Annotated in this window: 16 protein-coding genes; 7 read left to right on the forward strand and 9 right to left on the reverse strand. The window is 48.9% G+C overall.

The window, feature by feature from the left end:
- Positions 1-165 precede the first annotated feature (165 nt).
- Positions 166-1,086 carry a hypothetical protein gene (locus tag LX98_RS11645; protein ID WP_496429060.1) on the forward strand — a complete coding sequence of 307 codons (921 nt, stop codon included), beginning with the start codon at positions 166-168 and terminating at the stop codon, positions 1,084-1,086.
- A 122-nt stretch (positions 1,087-1,208) separates the two neighbouring features.
- Here the strand turns inward: LX98_RS11645 and LX98_RS11650 are convergent, their stop codons facing one another.
- The 4 genes from LX98_RS11650 to LX98_RS11665 all read right to left on the reverse strand — a co-directional run bounded on the left by LX98_RS11650 (position 1,209) and on the right by LX98_RS11665 (position 4,403).
- Positions 1,209-1,595, reverse strand: coding sequence for a response regulator (locus tag LX98_RS11650; protein WP_496429061.1), 387 nt, complete (start codon positions 1,593-1,595; stop codon positions 1,209-1,211).
- A 1,252-nt stretch (positions 1,596-2,847) separates the two neighbouring features.
- Entirely contained in the window at positions 2,848-3,621 is a 774-nt protein-coding gene (locus LX98_RS11655; protein WP_496429062.1) for a BON domain-containing protein, read from the reverse strand.
- Between the two features lie 202 nt (positions 3,622-3,823).
- The gene (locus LX98_RS11660) at positions 3,824-4,117 is read right to left on the reverse strand and encodes a hypothetical protein (RefSeq protein ID WP_496429063.1); all 294 of its coding nucleotides are present in this window, start codon (positions 4,115-4,117) and stop codon (positions 3,824-3,826) included.
- Positions 4,118-4,223: 106 nt separating this feature from the next.
- Complete coding sequence (locus LX98_RS11665) at positions 4,224-4,403, reverse strand: DUF1328 family protein (protein ID WP_496429064.1); 180 nt, start codon at positions 4,401-4,403, stop codon at positions 4,224-4,226.
- A 650-nt stretch (positions 4,404-5,053) separates the two neighbouring features.
- Between LX98_RS11665 and LX98_RS11670 the strand changes: the two genes are divergently transcribed.
- The 3 genes from LX98_RS11670 (at position 5,054) to LX98_RS11680 (ending at position 7,672) form a co-directional block, all read left to right on the forward strand.
- Positions 5,054-6,232 (forward strand): AI-2E family transporter, encoded by a 1,179-nt coding sequence (locus LX98_RS11670; protein ID WP_496429065.1) that lies wholly within the window; start codon positions 5,054-5,056, stop codon positions 6,230-6,232.
- 18 nt (positions 6,233-6,250) lie between these two features.
- On the forward strand, positions 6,251-7,141 hold the full coding sequence (locus tag LX98_RS11675; protein ID WP_496429066.1) for a mechanosensitive ion channel domain-containing protein: 891 nt from the start codon (positions 6,251-6,253) through the stop codon (positions 7,139-7,141).
- A 63-nt stretch (positions 7,142-7,204) separates the two neighbouring features.
- Complete coding sequence (locus LX98_RS11680; RefSeq protein WP_496430598.1) at positions 7,205-7,672, forward strand: MgtC/SapB family protein; 468 nt, start codon at positions 7,205-7,207, stop codon at positions 7,670-7,672.
- Here the strand turns inward: LX98_RS11680 and LX98_RS11685 are convergent.
- From LX98_RS11685 to LX98_RS11695, 3 genes are all read right to left on the reverse strand, one after another.
- Positions 7,669-9,120 carry a glucose-6-phosphate dehydrogenase gene (locus LX98_RS11685; RefSeq protein WP_496429067.1) on the reverse strand — a complete coding sequence of 484 codons (1,452 nt, stop codon included), beginning with the start codon at positions 9,118-9,120 and terminating at the stop codon, positions 7,669-7,671. The two genes, LX98_RS11680 and LX98_RS11685, sit on opposite strands and share 4 nt — an antisense overlap.
- A gap of 213 nt (positions 9,121-9,333) precedes the next feature.
- Positions 9,334-10,014, reverse strand: a complete 681-nt coding sequence (locus LX98_RS11690; RefSeq protein WP_496429068.1) for a PRC-barrel domain-containing protein — start codon at positions 10,012-10,014, stop codon at positions 9,334-9,336.
- A gap of 191 nt (positions 10,015-10,205) precedes the next feature.
- Positions 10,206-10,538: a hypothetical protein gene (locus LX98_RS11695; protein ID WP_496429069.1), complete on the reverse strand. Its 333-nt coding sequence runs from the start codon at positions 10,536-10,538 to the stop codon at positions 10,206-10,208.
- A gap of 602 nt (positions 10,539-11,140) precedes the next feature.
- Here LX98_RS11695 and LX98_RS11700 point away from each other — a divergent pair.
- Both LX98_RS11700 and LX98_RS11705 read left to right on the forward strand, forming a co-directional pair.
- Positions 11,141-11,500 carry a response regulator gene (locus LX98_RS11700; protein WP_496429070.1) on the forward strand — a complete coding sequence of 120 codons (360 nt, stop codon included), beginning with the start codon at positions 11,141-11,143 and terminating at the stop codon, positions 11,498-11,500.
- Between the two features lie 302 nt (positions 11,501-11,802).
- Entirely contained in the window at positions 11,803-12,678 is an 876-nt protein-coding gene (locus LX98_RS11705) for a M48 family metalloprotease (protein ID WP_496429071.1), read from the forward strand.
- Positions 12,679-12,716: 38 nt separating this feature from the next.
- Here the strand turns inward: LX98_RS11705 and LX98_RS11710 are convergent, their stop codons facing one another.
- On the reverse strand, positions 12,717-13,067 hold the full coding sequence (locus LX98_RS11710; RefSeq protein ID WP_496429072.1) for a cupin domain-containing protein: 351 nt from the start codon (positions 13,065-13,067) through the stop codon (positions 12,717-12,719).
- A 153-nt stretch (positions 13,068-13,220) separates the two neighbouring features.
- Between LX98_RS11710 and hpnR the strand changes: the two genes are divergently transcribed.
- Positions 13,221-14,765 (forward strand): hopanoid C-3 methylase HpnR, encoded by a 1,545-nt coding sequence (hpnR, locus tag LX98_RS11715; protein ID WP_496429073.1) that lies wholly within the window; start codon positions 13,221-13,223, stop codon positions 14,763-14,765.
- A gap of 118 nt (positions 14,766-14,883) precedes the next feature.
- Here the strand turns inward: hpnR and LX98_RS11720 are convergent, their stop codons facing one another.
- Positions 14,884-15,243 (reverse strand): PRC-barrel domain-containing protein, encoded by a 360-nt coding sequence (locus tag LX98_RS11720; protein ID WP_496429074.1) that lies wholly within the window; start codon positions 15,241-15,243, stop codon positions 14,884-14,886.
- Positions 15,244-15,258 lie beyond the last annotated feature (15 nt).

Genomic DNA, 15,258 nt, shown 5'->3' on the forward strand with positions numbered 1-15,258 from the left:
CCAGCCACGGTATCCCTAGGGTCGGTAACCGGAGAATCAAGGGATTTTAACAGTACAGAAATGGGGGGCATCTCGATAAATTTGTACAACAAGACAGCCTGATGGCCTTATGAAGATTTTCCATTATTTCATTCATTTTCATTCCCCCAAGCAAGGAGGACGACCTTGAAGACGTTAACCCCATCAACCAACGGTGTGATTAATACCCCTGAAGAATTCAAACAGTTCATTCCGGCAAATTTTTCCTATTTTCTGGAACGTTCTTCTGGCCTGATTCGGCGTATTTTGCAAGACATGGGGCAATGGGCCGACAATTCGGCACATGAAAAGCTATTGTTGCGTCTTTCGTTTGATCTAGTGGAACGATTTATTGAATACTGTCCATCCCAACTTCCCTGTCGGCCTTCTCTATTGTTGGATGGGTTCATATCAGATTTCTTTGGGAGACCCCAGGAATCTAAGGCATCATCAACCTCTAATCCCGTTTTGTACCGGTTTCTGGATGGCCTGCTCAACCGAGCCGTACTCAGCCGGGATGCCTTAATCTGTCTGTTTTACCACTTTTACGGCATGAAGCCGGTCGAGGTCGGTTTCCTTCTTGGTTTGGAAGAAGGGCAGACCCAGCGCATCTATAAAAATTTTGCACGATGGCGGCAAAAGGGATGGTTCCAAGCGGCAGAAGAAGTTGGATTAACCACCCAAGAGGTCCAATCGTTGGTTGAAAATCAAGCTGCTAATCCTGAATCATTTCATCTTCAGGTGAGGGAGAATCTGGAAACCTTATTGCCATTTTATCGAAAAAGCGATCCCCCCTACTACCCATGCCTTGAGGGTACGAAATGGCAGGAGATGTTCAGGGAGGGGTATGGTTTTGATTATCGGATGTGGCATTTACCTCTTTGCCTGTCCTGTATGAAGGTCATTACCGAAGTTGGCGACTCATTCCTTCTCAACCCTGACGTGACATTGAATTTTCATGTCTCTCCTCATTCGTTGAGGGAGGAAGAGGAGTTTTGGCCGGCTCTTAAAAATTTCTCTGCGGATAAAAAACGTCATCATTTCAATCGTAACCTTCAGTTGGTCTAACCTGCCCTCTCAAGGTACGAGAAATGTTTTGGTTAACATTCGCAGTATCGAATGTTCATCAGGAGAGAGCAGTGTAACTCAAGTAGGTGGAGGTACCGCCTCCTATCCGGGGAGTATATTTTCTAACCGGGTTTAGTTGGGAAATGCGTCACCAACTCCCTACAGGCTTGGAGAAATAACCTGGAATTAAGAGGTTTTTCAAAGGTATAAGACGCTCCCAGCAAATGAGCAAACCGTTTAATATTAAACTTTGGGGCTTGATCGGCTGAGAAGGTTGCAATAATTGGAGGATGGTGTTCTTTCGACGTGATTTCCGCAATTAAGGAAAACCCGCTTTTTTGAGGGAGAAACAAGTCCACCACAATGAGGTCGACGGATTGTTGTGTAGAGAGACTGATTCCATCAGCGAGATTTCCTGCAACCCTTATCTCGACTCCACACGAATCACCGAGACGCACCCAGGACTCTTGGGAATCAGGATCGGAGTCAATAACAAGAAGAATACCCATCAGAGCCAGCTGAGCCAAGCACCCTTGACCTTCGAATTATCCGAATAAGAAATCCACATCTCTAGAACCCAATCCCTTCTGCTGTCTTCCATTCAGTTGACGTCAAATCGTATGTAGTGAAAACGAAAACTAAGACATTCATCATGATGTTGTGATCCAATTCAGATTTCGTACTCGGATAAATTGAACGGACGGACGAATATCCCTTCGCCTGGTAGCCGTTTCTGATTCTGCAACCATGCTTATAGGTGCGGTTGTTGACACGATTTTCTCTCCTGACCTCCAAGGTAGATTAGAAACATCCCACATTGCAAAGGGAGGTCTTTCAGCATCGTCAACTCGGACCCCACCCCAGGGTTGCAATGAATAGATTAAGGTCGTCCCCGGGGTCCCCAGAGAAAAAGCTTTCCCATAAAGGATTTTCTGAGGCAATTTGTCTTGAATGGAATGGGTCAACAAGCCTGCCGCAAGAGGCGGTATTTGAGAAACACAGAGGAGAGCTGTGACCAATACCCCCACTACCACATTAAAAAAAACCAGTATTCCCCGCCCTTCTCCATATTCAGCCTGTTGTATTGTCCCTGACATCGGCGTCAACCCTGTCTTTCTCTAAATTCGAAGGAATCCGAAATTTTCCTGATCAAGTTGAGCTTTACCATATAACGACGAATGAACAAATGGACATTTGGCTTCAGTTTTTCGTAAGGCCTGTCGCGAAAAAGTCCGCCAGAATCCCCGGAGTGATTCCCGAATCTGGATAAAAAAGTAAAAGGGGGAGCCAGGGGCACTCCATAATGGAAACGGGCCCGGACATTCCTTCAACCGAAATACCCGGGCCCGTCTTATGGTACAGACAATATATTATTGGTGTACTTAAGATACTTGGTTATTCAAATACATTATCCCAAAAATAAATCCGGGAAATGGTTAATTAAAATGCGATGACTCCGAACAACCATAATATCAGCACGAGACTAAAAGGAACTCCTAAAATCCACAATAAAATTGGCATAACTTCCCCTTTCTGTTGGACTAACGCGTGACATATGTGTTTCCTTCATTTCTTACTTCCCTGACGATCTTAACAAAACATCTCTGACCGCAAACGAGACTGAAGCCCCGGCCCGGCCAATCGATTCCGGGGCCTTTCCCAAATCTTTGCGGGACACAATTAAGTCTCTTGAGGCATAACCCATCCATAGACTGATTTCCTGGATCCCAATGATTTTCTCCGTCATTCAGGATTACTGAGTTAGTTGGCAATCCTAAGTTGATTATTGACACGCCGGGCTCCGGCTTCATAGGCATTTTCGACTGCAGCCGCCATTTGCGATCTGTCTTTAACAGTTCCTTGCAGCGTCACCACTCCTCGCCGGGCATTCACCCGAATCGGATCCTCATCCACATATGGACTCCACGCCAATTCTTCCCTCACAGCCTTGGCCAAACTCCTATCACTCATCTCTCCCCACGGTCGCTCATCATATCGAAATACTTGCATTTCGTTTCGCACTTTTCGCGCGCCGCCATCATACGCAGCCTCCTCCGCTTCCATCATAGCTTCCCGATTTAAAACCATGCCCGATAGCGTTGCTACGCCATTTTCTACACTGACTTGAACTCTTTCGGTGCCCTCGCCCAGCTCGGCAAGAATATCTCGGCGGATGGTTTGGTCGGCACGCCGACGATCGTCCGGGTTCCGTAGAGTACGTGAGGAAGCGGTGGACCGGTATCCATCCTGCGTCACATAACCGTCACGCCGATACCTCTGATTATTATCCTGATCCTCCATGGTATCCAGATCACCATATTGGTCTGTGTAAAACCCCCGGTTGTCATTATTTCGATCGCGATTCCGGTCGCGATCGGCATCATAATTACGGGAATCCGACCACCCGCGTGTATCAACATGCGATCGGTCTCTGTAGTCATAGGATGAGTCTGCTTGAGCCATGCCAGGTATGCCCAGGCACAACGCCATGACGGCAGTTCCCACTTTCATTCGGTCCTTGACTATTGAATTCATCGTTCTCTCCTTTCGTTAAATAGGATGATGAGGAAGATCTTACTTTTACGATAGCCGGAAACCCGGCAATTTGTGAATGGACAAGTTGTGGGGATCATGTCCGCCCATCGTCTAATTTTTCCTCCGGATTCATTGCTTCCCAATCGACATAAACAATGGATCAAATAGAGTTGAGGCTATTCAGCGTACGATTTGGGCGATGTCATATTCCTTCGGGCCGATTTTGGTTCACCCGCAGGCGCAATCGCCATTGAAGAGGGGCATCGGGATCCCGGGTATAATGTCCATCATCCTCTTCCACTTGCACCGCTCTCAACGGAATGGTGACTTGTTCTTTCATATGCGGGAACGCTTCCTGAAATAACAAATAAACCACGCTGTCCGTACATCCGAACACTTCAGCATTCAATCCTGTCACATCGTTAAAATCCACCGTGACCCGTTCTGCAGGATTGATCCACGGCGCAATCAATTTGGCTTTTTCTTGATTCGTCATAACATCCTCTTTATCAGGAAAGATAATTTCTCATGTTCGCGCCTCCCGCAAGCCTGTGATACAGAGCTGTTGGCCGGTCATGCTAATCATTGTCCCCAGGAGGACATTATGTAATTTTTTTGGCCACAAACAGGCCGATGAGGACCATCACCACGCACAGTACGAGAAAAATATAAAATAATACTTGGGCAATATCGGCCGCTCCCTCCGCAATTCCTGAGAAACCAAACCCGCCCGCGATGAGCGCAATGACAAAGAAAATGGCGGCCCATTTCAATATCGTCATAGAGACCTCCTTTCACGAGGTTGAAGAGGATCACGGATCATGGGATCACGTGTGTGAATGCCAGCGAACCCCTCCCTGTTTCGGCAATCATTCAATGGCCATCCAGCAAGGAAGCCGCCTGCCGTGAGTCTCATACGAATAGGCTGATCCGACGTATCAGGCGGGTCACCAATTGGGAGAGGTTCATCGTCAGGATCGGATCCCGGCGATGGAGGCATGGGTGGATCGTGAATCGGCTCCGGTTTCGGATCCCGCTTCGGAGGACCGATGGGCGGAGATTTTTTTTCAGGTTCAGGCGGAGGTGTCACAGGTGAACGTTTTTTGGTTCCCTGGATAGAATGGCTACCGGCTTCAGTGAGACTGACCGCCCATGTCCTAACCATTCTGTCCTCCATCCGGCACGTTAAAAAATCCAATGCCATCTCCGGCCCCTTCCTTCAAAAGAGCAAACTCTCAATGGGAAATCTTTGAATGAAAAATTTTTGTCGACGCATCTCTTCCTGATTCCTCATGATGTCTCCTGAGGTTGTTCATTCAAATAGACAAGTTCCGAAGGGTCCGCAAGGTTTTATCCATGTAGGAGCATCCTGAACTTTGCTAGAGATGAGAATGGTAAATGATTGCCAGGCCATTCGTATTGGACACCATGTATGCCATTGCCGGCTCCCCCCACAACCAGAAGAAAACTTTCCAGGAATCTCCATCTCTGGGAAGTCGTGGCCGTTCGTGAATTGTGTATACTCGGGGTGGTTGTGTGGTTCCTCTGGTTATGCTTGCAATTACAGGCCATTCTTGTTCCGGTTTTAATTGGTCTGGGTTTGGCCTACCTGGCTGACCCAACTCTGGATTACGTGGAACAGGCCTGGAGGTTGCCGCGATGGGTCGCCGTGGCCTTCATGGCCGTGATCATGTGCGTGCTGTTAAGTGGCCTCGTCCTGTGGATAGGACCACTTCTTGTCGATCAACTGCGGAATTTCTTTGAAAAAGTCCCGACATATCTTTCCATTTTGGCCAACCGGTATGAGGTGGACCTCGAAGACATTTCCCGCAGGCTTTATGAAGTTTCCACCAATATTAAGAGTAATCCCTTCGCCACGCTGAGAACTTTTTTCTCAGGAACCGGGCAGGTATTTTATTTTACGAATATCATTATCGGGACACTGGGTTCTTTTCTATTTTCCCTTTCATTAATCGTCATTTACTTTTTCTTTTTTGCCTGGAGTTTTCCATCCATTCAGCAAACTTTTTGGAGTTTGGTCGAATCTCATGGCGATGCTCGCTGGGGAAAACTGCTGACAGAAATGGATGTGGCTATTGGAGAATTTTTCAGAGGACGATTACTCATTGCTTTGATTATGAGCGTGATGTTTGGAGGAGGCTGGTTCCTGGTGGGAATGCCCTATTGGGTTCTCTTGGGATTTTGCGCAGGCGTTCTGAGCCTGATTCCCTATGCCGCCACCTTGATGTGGCCTATTGCTCTACTGTTGAAATATTTAGATATGTCCATGGGGCCTTCCTCTATCGACGATTATTGGATGCAAGTCCTCGTCTGGCCCAGCGCAGTTTATCTGGGTGTTCAATTCATTGAGGGTTGGGTTCTCACGCCCTGGATTCAAAGTCAGTCCACCGACCTCAGTGCCGCAACGATTCTGCTCGTCGTCTTAATCGGCGGAGCGCTAGGGGGAGTGTTAGGCCTCATTCTGGCCATCCCCTTCGCGGCCTGCTTGAAGATCCTGGCGAAGGAGTTAGTTATTCCCCGCCTTAAGTCGGGAGATATTACGGAAGTGCATGGGAAGATTATTAACCCCCACTCGTCAGGTCTGACCTGATTGCTGGCGGATAAACGCATGGAACCCCTCAACATTATATTGAACAGTCTTCGGGAAATGGGAAGCCAGGCATTGGCTCACCTTCCGAATGTGATTTCAGCCATCGTGATCCTTGCGTTGACCTGGTTGAGCACCAAGGCTGTGGAGACCCTATTGAGGCGGGTGTTTTCTCGTTTTGATATACGGGAATCTCTCTCAGAATTATTACGCAAACTTGTGTTCATCGGCATTTGGATAGTCGGAATATTGATTGCGGCCATCATTATCTTTCCCAGCTTAACACCGGGAAAAATTCTCACCGGATTGGGACTGGGATCCATTGCCATCGGATTTGCCTTCAAGGATATTTTTGAAAATTTTCTGGCCGGTATTTTGATCCTGCTTCGCGAGCCGTTTCAATTAGGGGATGTCATTGAATGCGAAGAATTGGAAGGGTTTGTGGAAGAAATCACTATTCGAGATACCCACATTCGTCAAACGGACGGCCAACGAGTGGTTATTCCCAACAGCGTACTGTTTAAAAATCCCGTCACGGTGCGGACCGACCGAGACCTGCGCCGGGTCACCATTATGTGCGGAATCGCCTATGGAGAGGATGTCAATGCCGGACGTGATGTGATCCGGCAGGCGTTGGAAGGATTAGACACGGTCAATCAAGAGAAAGACATACAAATCTTTGCCCAGGGATTTGGGGCAAGTAGCATTGACTTTGAGGTGACCTGGTGGACGGGATCCCGCCCAGTGGACATCAGAAAATCAAAAGACAAGGTTGTGGCTGCCGTGAAGCAGGCATTAGATTCCGCCGGAATTGAAATTCCGTTCCCCTATCGCACGTTAACATTTAAAGAACCCTTGGAAACGTTGATCACCCGCCACCGGAAAGACCAGGATGTGCCGCATGATATCTGACGCTTTTTTCCAGACGGTCATAACCACTCCAATGTCCCCCGCCTTATCAAGGAAAGATTCATGATGGATGTATTAATCGCCCTGAACTGGGACCAGGTTTGGTCACATTTTTACCATCTTATTATCGCTTTTCTTTTGGCTGTCCCATTAGGATGGGATCGCGAACAGGAGTCGCACGGGGCTGGGCTCCGCACGTTTCCGCTGGTGGCACTCGGGTCATGCGCCTACATGTTGACGGGAATCCATGTTCTGAGTTCTACCGATGCCGAAGCTCGTGTGATTTACGGCATCCTAACGGGAATCGGATTTATCGGCGGTGGCGCCATTCTCAAAGACAGAGGGAATGTGGCCGGAACCGCAACCGCGGCAAGCATTTGGAATACCGGAGCCATCGGAATGGCAGTGGCCTGGGATCGTTACGAAATCGCCATAGTGTTAAGCGTATTGAATTTTTTAACGTTTCGGTTCATGCCGTTGGTGAAAAAACGTGTTACGCCCACACCATCGAAACCCGATCACATGGGATCCTAATGATAGGATGGAAATGGATCGCCTCCAGGAGTCTCCGCTCTCGAACGGGAATGGCCGGACTCTGTCACCTCTCCGGTATCCTCCAATGGTGGACCGATGGACCCGGCCGGGTAAACCTGTAAGGGCACCACGTTTTCTGCCCAGGCATCGGCAATGGGTTGAATAATTTGCCACATTTCTTCGACCTCATCATCCCGCACAAAAAGTCGTGATTGGCCGGACATGGCTTCGAGAAACAACCGTTCATAGGGGGGAAGATGTTCAGGAGAAATGGGATCGTCCACCCTCATCGGTGCAGGTGTGACCCCACCGGCTTCCTGAATAGTAAATATCCCAAGATTGACTTCTTCACTCGCGAGATTCAATCGCAGGATGTTCCCGCCTTCTTCTGAAAGGGGCGATTCCGTACTTGTCTGCCCACGGGTAAAATGCACTCGAATTTCTTTTCGATCCCGGCTTAACGCCTTCCCGGAACGTAACACAAAAGGGACCCCCTGCCAGCGTTCATTGTCAACCCAGAGGATCACCTGAGCGAACGTTTCAGTGTTTCGTTCCGGAACCACCCCTTGGCTTTTTGTATAATCGGAAACCCGCACACCACCTATCTCCCCTGAGCGGTAACGAGCTCGTACGGTCTGCGCTCGAACCTCAGACCTTGACAGTTTTCTCACTGATTGGAACAATTCCACTCTTTTGTCCCGAAAATCAGGAGACCACATGGTCTCCAATGGCTCATGAGCCAGGACGGCCAACAACTGAAGGAGGTGATTTTGAATCATATCCTTCAGGGCTCCGGCGCGATCGTAGAAGTCCGCACGCCCTTCCACCGTTAGGGTCTCATCCCAGATCACCTCGATCTTTTTGATGAAATGCCGGTTCCAGATAGGTGTAAAGACCGGATTGGCAAATCGGAGTCCCAAAATGGTGCACACAATCGGCATTCCTAAAAAGTGGTCAATGCGATAGATGCACTCTTCAGAAAATTTTTGATGCACAAGCCGGTTCAATTCATTTGATTGGGAATAGCTTAACCCAAACGGTTTTTCGATAATGATCCGGGAGCCCGGCGGTAGATTGACCTGTCGGAGGGACTCCAAAACGGGAGGATACATCTGGGGGGGTAGCCCTAAATACAGAAGCGTCGATCCTGCCTGTTTATGAAAGATCGACTGAATCTGTCGAGTGTTCCCAAGATCTTCTACCCGTACATACTCCAGAGATTCCAAAAATCCTTCCCGGGATCTCGGAGGGGGTGGAGCGTGATGGTGAGCGAGTAAATCGGACACATATTCTTGAAGCTGAGGCGTATTCCAATCTCGCCGACCAACGCCCGTGATCCTATATTCTGAGGGAAGACCCCGGTTGGCGAACACTTGAGCTAAGGCAGGAAACACATACCGCTTCGAGACGTCCCCTGTCGCTCCAAAAATGACCAGATGCTCATACATAAGGCCTTATATCACCCTCACTTCAAGAAAATCGAAGCGACAAAATTCGTTACCGGATTACACCTAAGGCCACTCAAGATAACCTGAGAAGGAAATTTCTTTTCCTGAGGACGGTCCTTATCGCCTCCCGGAATAACCTGCCTAGCCGATGTTAGCAGGATGTGCCTTCCCCGATACCTCCATCAACTTGGCAGGTGTTTTTTCTATAGTTCTCTACCAGTAATGTGGTTTACCATAATGTTTATAGAGATTTATTTCATACACGCGTTCAATGGGGGCGGCTGGGTCATATTCCGGAGATTTTTCAATCTGATCCTGATTGAGGTCCACGACCATCGTTCTCTCTGCCCAGTTAATGGACTTATTCCACATTGGACTGATCAACACTTTTCTTCCAGCCAACCATTTTGAGGTATCCACGACCAAATAGCGGACGGTCCAATTGTCGTCATCAATGAGAAAATTAATTATTTTTCCAATTTCACCATCCGTCGCCTGGAGGGAAAAATCCTTGAGCCCATTCGCGCTGGTTAAAGTGCCAGGGAACACCGATAGTTCCCTCTCGTCAATTGGAAAATACGTGCTCCATTGATAATAGTTGCAGATTTCCCGTTCCTTCTCCCGGGAGAAGGGTTTTTCAATTTCAAACGGCGGTGCCCCCTCGACTTGAGCTTTACTGACTAAAGCCCGGAACGATCCAACGTCTTCATGGGGATGCACGAAACTCTGGGTAGAAATCAATACATGTCGGCCTTGCAACCAATTCCCGGTGTCAGCAGCGAGATAATGTATTTTCCATGTCTGATCATTGGCATAGACGTCTGCTACGGTACCGATAATGCCATCTGTACCCTGGAGCACGCAGTTCTGAATTTTATTGAGATCTCTTAACATGTTTTCCTCTTCGTGATTGAGTCATTAAACGCCTAACCTTTGTCCGGACGACCTGACACCGGTTAAGTGGACATCGCGCCTATATTCCCACAACGAAACCGATGGTGAACCCGTGGCATTGGCCGTCAATCCGAAGAGCCGAATTGACGGCCAACTCATGACAGCGACACGCTGCCATTCCACTCAGTGCATCAGTGACTTTTTTGCGATGAACTCTGACTGGAAATTGGAGCTTGGGTATCCTTGTTCTTCAGGTCCTTGGCGGCCTGTGCGGCCTTCCCTTCCTTCTTGGACAGATTAGGATTCTTAGGATCCACATCTTCCATTTCGGTTAATTGATCCGACCGGCTTCCAGGCCCACTTCCCTCGTCAAGTGAGGGCTCAGCGGACGGCGTGCTTCGTTGAATGTTGTCAGGGACATTTTCTTCAGCAGAACCGGCCTTCATACCCTGTCCCGCCATTCCCAGGGATGTCATACCCAAAATGAACGCGGTTGCCATACACACAGTTAAAAATCTTTTCATCGCACACCTCCCCGTGAAGTGAATGTAATTTTCAATTGAAAAACTGTTGAGTGTCCACCTTTAAAAGCTGAATCCTTCATACCAGATTCTCAATTGCCGTCTTCAGCTTATAACTAGCACGATCGACGCAAACCGACCAATGGACAAATCGGCAATCAGAAAAAACCAAATGTATAAGGTTTGCTCCATGCGACTACTCAGGCTGTCACACCAGAATCGTCTTGTCCGGGCTTCCTATTGTTGGACGGACGACTACACAGCCCTACGACTGCCAATACCATATGTCGGAAGGGCTTATGAGAAGAACATGCCGCGTACAATCGTCAACCGCTAGGACCAAAATCAACAATCCTTGGATTGTGTTGTTCGTGGCAATTCACATGAATTAGTGGTAATGATGAGAGAGACCATACACGTCTATCGTGAGCAGGAGAGGGCACCACCAAAGAAGGAAAGCGTAAGTCAGCATAGATAACCCACTTCACTGCCGGAGAGGATAATGAACAGAAACGCGTTGACTGATCCAGGGCATCTTCACATGGCTCACCCTATTACTGAAACCTTTGGACCATCCTCCACATATTTCAAAGGCTTGACCTAAAATGAGAATTTTAATCGTAGAGGACAATCCGGACCATCGGGAAATTTTAATAACCAGATTATATTCGTTAGGCTATGTGTGTCAGGAGGTGGGTGGTGGTCATGAAGGTCTTCGCCTATTGCGCTCCTCACGGTTTGATCTCGTGATTTGTGATTATCGAATGCCGGAAATGAATGGATTTCAATTCATCCACACCTTAAGAACGTCCTACGATATCTCAACTCTTCCCATCATTTTCACGACCACACATTCTGATCGGACTGTGATTGACCATGCGTTCTCCCTCGGAGCAACCACCACGTTGGTAAAACCCTATTCTCTGGAAAATTTGCAAACAGCCCTTGATCTCATTGGGCGCTGATGCGGCATCTACAGTCCGGCTTACCCTGGACCCGCGTACAGCCATTCCTCATCGAAGCCGCTTCAAACTCCTAGGACAAAAGTGCTCCTCCCCCATGGTATTCTCATTTCTCCTCATTCAATTTCGACTCTGGCCTTTTTGCGGACCCGGCATCTCGGAAGTGGGAGTGATTGTTGGCCCGATAGACATTTTGTCCACATTCAAAGAGTCACTTGTCTTTTGCATTCCACCATCCGGTTCCCTCATGATTTTTACAAGTTCATTGGATTTGATTCTTCAGCCATTAAAGTGAGAGTAAATGTATGCACAACCAAATCGTGTTGCCCCCTCTTCATCTTGGTAGACGGTTCTATTCTTTGATTATGGTAATGAGCATGGCGATAGGTTGCGAAACCGTGCCGTATACCGATCGCTCCCAACTTGTTGTGGTTCCGCAATCTCAGGCCACAGAAATGGGTGAACAGGCCTTTCAACAAATTCTTTCCGATCCCAAGGTCCAGCTATCTCAATCCCCTGAGGAACAGGAAGCCGTGAACCGTGTGGCGGAAAGGATCATTCTCGCGGCAAAAGAATCCAAATTTGCGGAGGACGCCAAGGCCTTCAAGTGGGAAGTCACCGTGATCAAAGATGACCAGACCAAAAACGCTTTCGCCCTGCCGGGCGGGAAGATCGCCGTCTATACGGGAATCTTTCCCGTGGCAAAAACCGATGCCGGACTGGCGGCCATTCTTGGACACGAAGTCGTCCATGCCCTCGCGCGGCATGGTTCGGAGCGTATGAGTCAGGAAGTGCTTGTTCAAGCAGGGCTTTCCGCTGCCGCGGTGGGGCTTGGGGTAAGTGGTGCGGGCCCGGTGGTGGGGCAGGCCACGATGGCTGCCTTGGGCTTGGGAACAAAAGTCGGCATCCTCCTTCCCTACAGCCGTACGCACGAATCCGAAGCCGACTCTATCGGTCTGATTCTGGCTGCCCGGGCTGGGTATGATCCTCAGGAAGCAGTTCGGGTGTGGCAACGAATGCAACAAGGAAGTGAGGGAGCCCCCTCTGAATTTCTTTCAACCCACCCGAGCCATGAGACGAGAATCACGCGTCTTCAAGAAGAAATGCCTGATGCCTTGAAAATTTTCCAGAAAGTGGCCCATGCACCCGAACATCAGCTTCCCGTTGTCAATCAGGAATAGATCACCCTCCTTTCCCTGGGACAAAAATCACAGGCAAGTCAAGAGGGGGGGACTTCATCGCGACCATGCACATGGGCCGGAGGGTGGGTCGCTTCAACGGCGGTAAATGTTTCAAGAATGGTATAGCTGTGACTCGCGCCTTTGGGAACCACCCAACAATCACCGGCATTCAGCAAAATGGTTTGACCTTCCAGCTGAAGCTCGGCACGACCGTGGATCACATACCCGATGGTTTCGTAATCCCTTGATGAAGATTCCTGTGTTTGCCCAACAGGCAATTGTTCCCATAATCGCATGGCCAATCCAACGCCGGTGGCTAAATATTTCTGACCCATCGACCCCTTGGGAGAATGATCTGATTGTACTTTTTTAACACTGGTATCGACCATGGATGCCCACGCCTCCTGTGTGTAGGTGATTGTCTACCGATACCATAGCTGATTGCTCCAATGGCCTAAACTCTGCAAAACCCTGGCTGATCTGGGCAACCCATGCAAAAAGAATCGAAATCGCGCTCATTGGGTATGTGAAGGAGGTTTATCTTGAAAATTCTTGCCGTTCATCCCGGTCCGTTGATGTGTACCAAAATTTTCCTGCGCTTGGAGCCCTTGGGATTGGAACTGGTCGCGGGAGCAGCCAGACAGGCCGGCCATGAGGTACGGCTCATCGATTTGCAGGTGGAGACACATCGGGATTATTTCAGAACATTGAAGGAATGGTGCCCCGAGGTCGTGGCGCTCTCTTGTAATTATTTGCCGAATGTTCCCGAAATCATCGATCTCGCAAAGATGACCAAAGCCTCCTTTGCAAATATTTTTATCGTGGCCGGGGGACACAGCCTGTCCTTTGTTGCCAGAGAGGTACTGGAGCATGCAGAGGGAGCTCTCGATACCATTGTGAAAGGGGAAGGCGAACCGGTAATCGGGCCACTTCTCCATGCATTTCAACATGACCCCTCTAATGTGCACCGGGTTCCCGGCGTAGTCACACGCATAGCTGAGGGACCGCCTCCTGAATTCGTCAAGTCTCTGGATGAGGTGAGACCGGCCAGGCATTTACTTCGTTACCGGAGCAAATATTTTCTGGGCGTCCTGGACCCGTGCGCATCCATCGAATTAACTCGCGGGTGTCCCTGGGATTGTTCATTTTGTAGTGCCTGGACATTTTATGGACGAAGTTATCGTCCGGTCAGACCTGAGGTAGTGGTGGAAGATCTGGCGGGCATTCGTGAACCGGGAGTGTTTTTGGTGGATGATGTGGCCTTCATTCAGGCAGAGCACGGCATGGCCATTGGTGAAGCCATAGCACGCCGGGGTATCAAAAAGTCCTATTATCTGGAAACCCGTGGGGATGTCTTGCTGAGAAATAAAGAAGTCTTCCGCCTGTGGAAAAAACTGGGAATGAAATATATGTTTATTGGGCTGGAGGCCATAGATCAGGAAGGGTTGATCCAACATCGAAAACGCATCTCACTCGGCAAAAATTTTGAAGCCCTGGAATTTGCCCGCTCTCTGGGTATCACGGTGGCCATTAACATTATTGCCGATCCCACCTGGGATAAGGATCGATTTGAAACCGTGCGTCAATGGTGTTTGGAGGTCCCGGAGGTTGTGAATATTAGTGTCAATACGCCCTACCCCGGCACTGAAACCTGGCACCAGGAATCGCAGAGAGTTCAGACACGGGATTACCGGCTTTACGACATCCAACACTCGGTGCTCCCTACCCGTTTGCCATTACCCGAATTTTATGAAGAGCTGGTCAACACCCAACGAATCCTCAACCACAAACATCTCGGCTGGAGTGCCCTAAAAGGAACGATGCGGATTGCAGCCGGCCACCTCCTCCACGGACAGACCAATTTTGTCAAAATGTTGTGGAAATTTAACAGTGTCTATAATCCACAATTACAACTTTCGGATCATCAACGACCTGTTACCTATGAGCTGTCCATCCCTTCATTCAGCCATTCGTTGCAGGAGCCCAACCTGATATTTATCCATAAAGGAAAAGGCCGGGCCAGCCGGGCTTTAGATCAGACAACGGAGGAGTTTGTGAATTCGACCAGAAATGGACTCAGCCAGTAGGTTTTCAACGGGGAAGAGCCGTGTCTTGGAGAGGAGTGGAGTATCGCAGCAAGAACCCGCCGGGATGGCGGGTTCTTGCTGAGCAGCCCTTCATCACTGTCAAGTGTGTGCCCAGGGATTAATCCCAATAGGGGTTATACCCATAATAGGAATGAATGCTTTTCCCCCAGGTCACATCCGCCATATCAGGCCAATTGTCTTTGTCAAAACCGGGAGCCTGTTCTAATTTTTCCTTTGCCACGTTTAATAGCAAAACTTCCTCTTCTTGTACGACCTGAAATGCCTCCCAGGGAATCGCAAAAAGTTTATCTCCCATTCCTAAAATTCCGCCAAACGATAATACCGCATAGGCAATGCGTCCGCCTGAGAGATCGATCATGAGATCTTTAATTTCTCCCAGGTCTTCTCTACCCATATTCTGGACCGCGGTCCCGACAATAGAACTTGATGAAAGAACCTGACGAATTTTTGTGGTCATAACACCCTCCTTGTG

Source organism: Nitrospira marina (assembly GCF_059568365.1).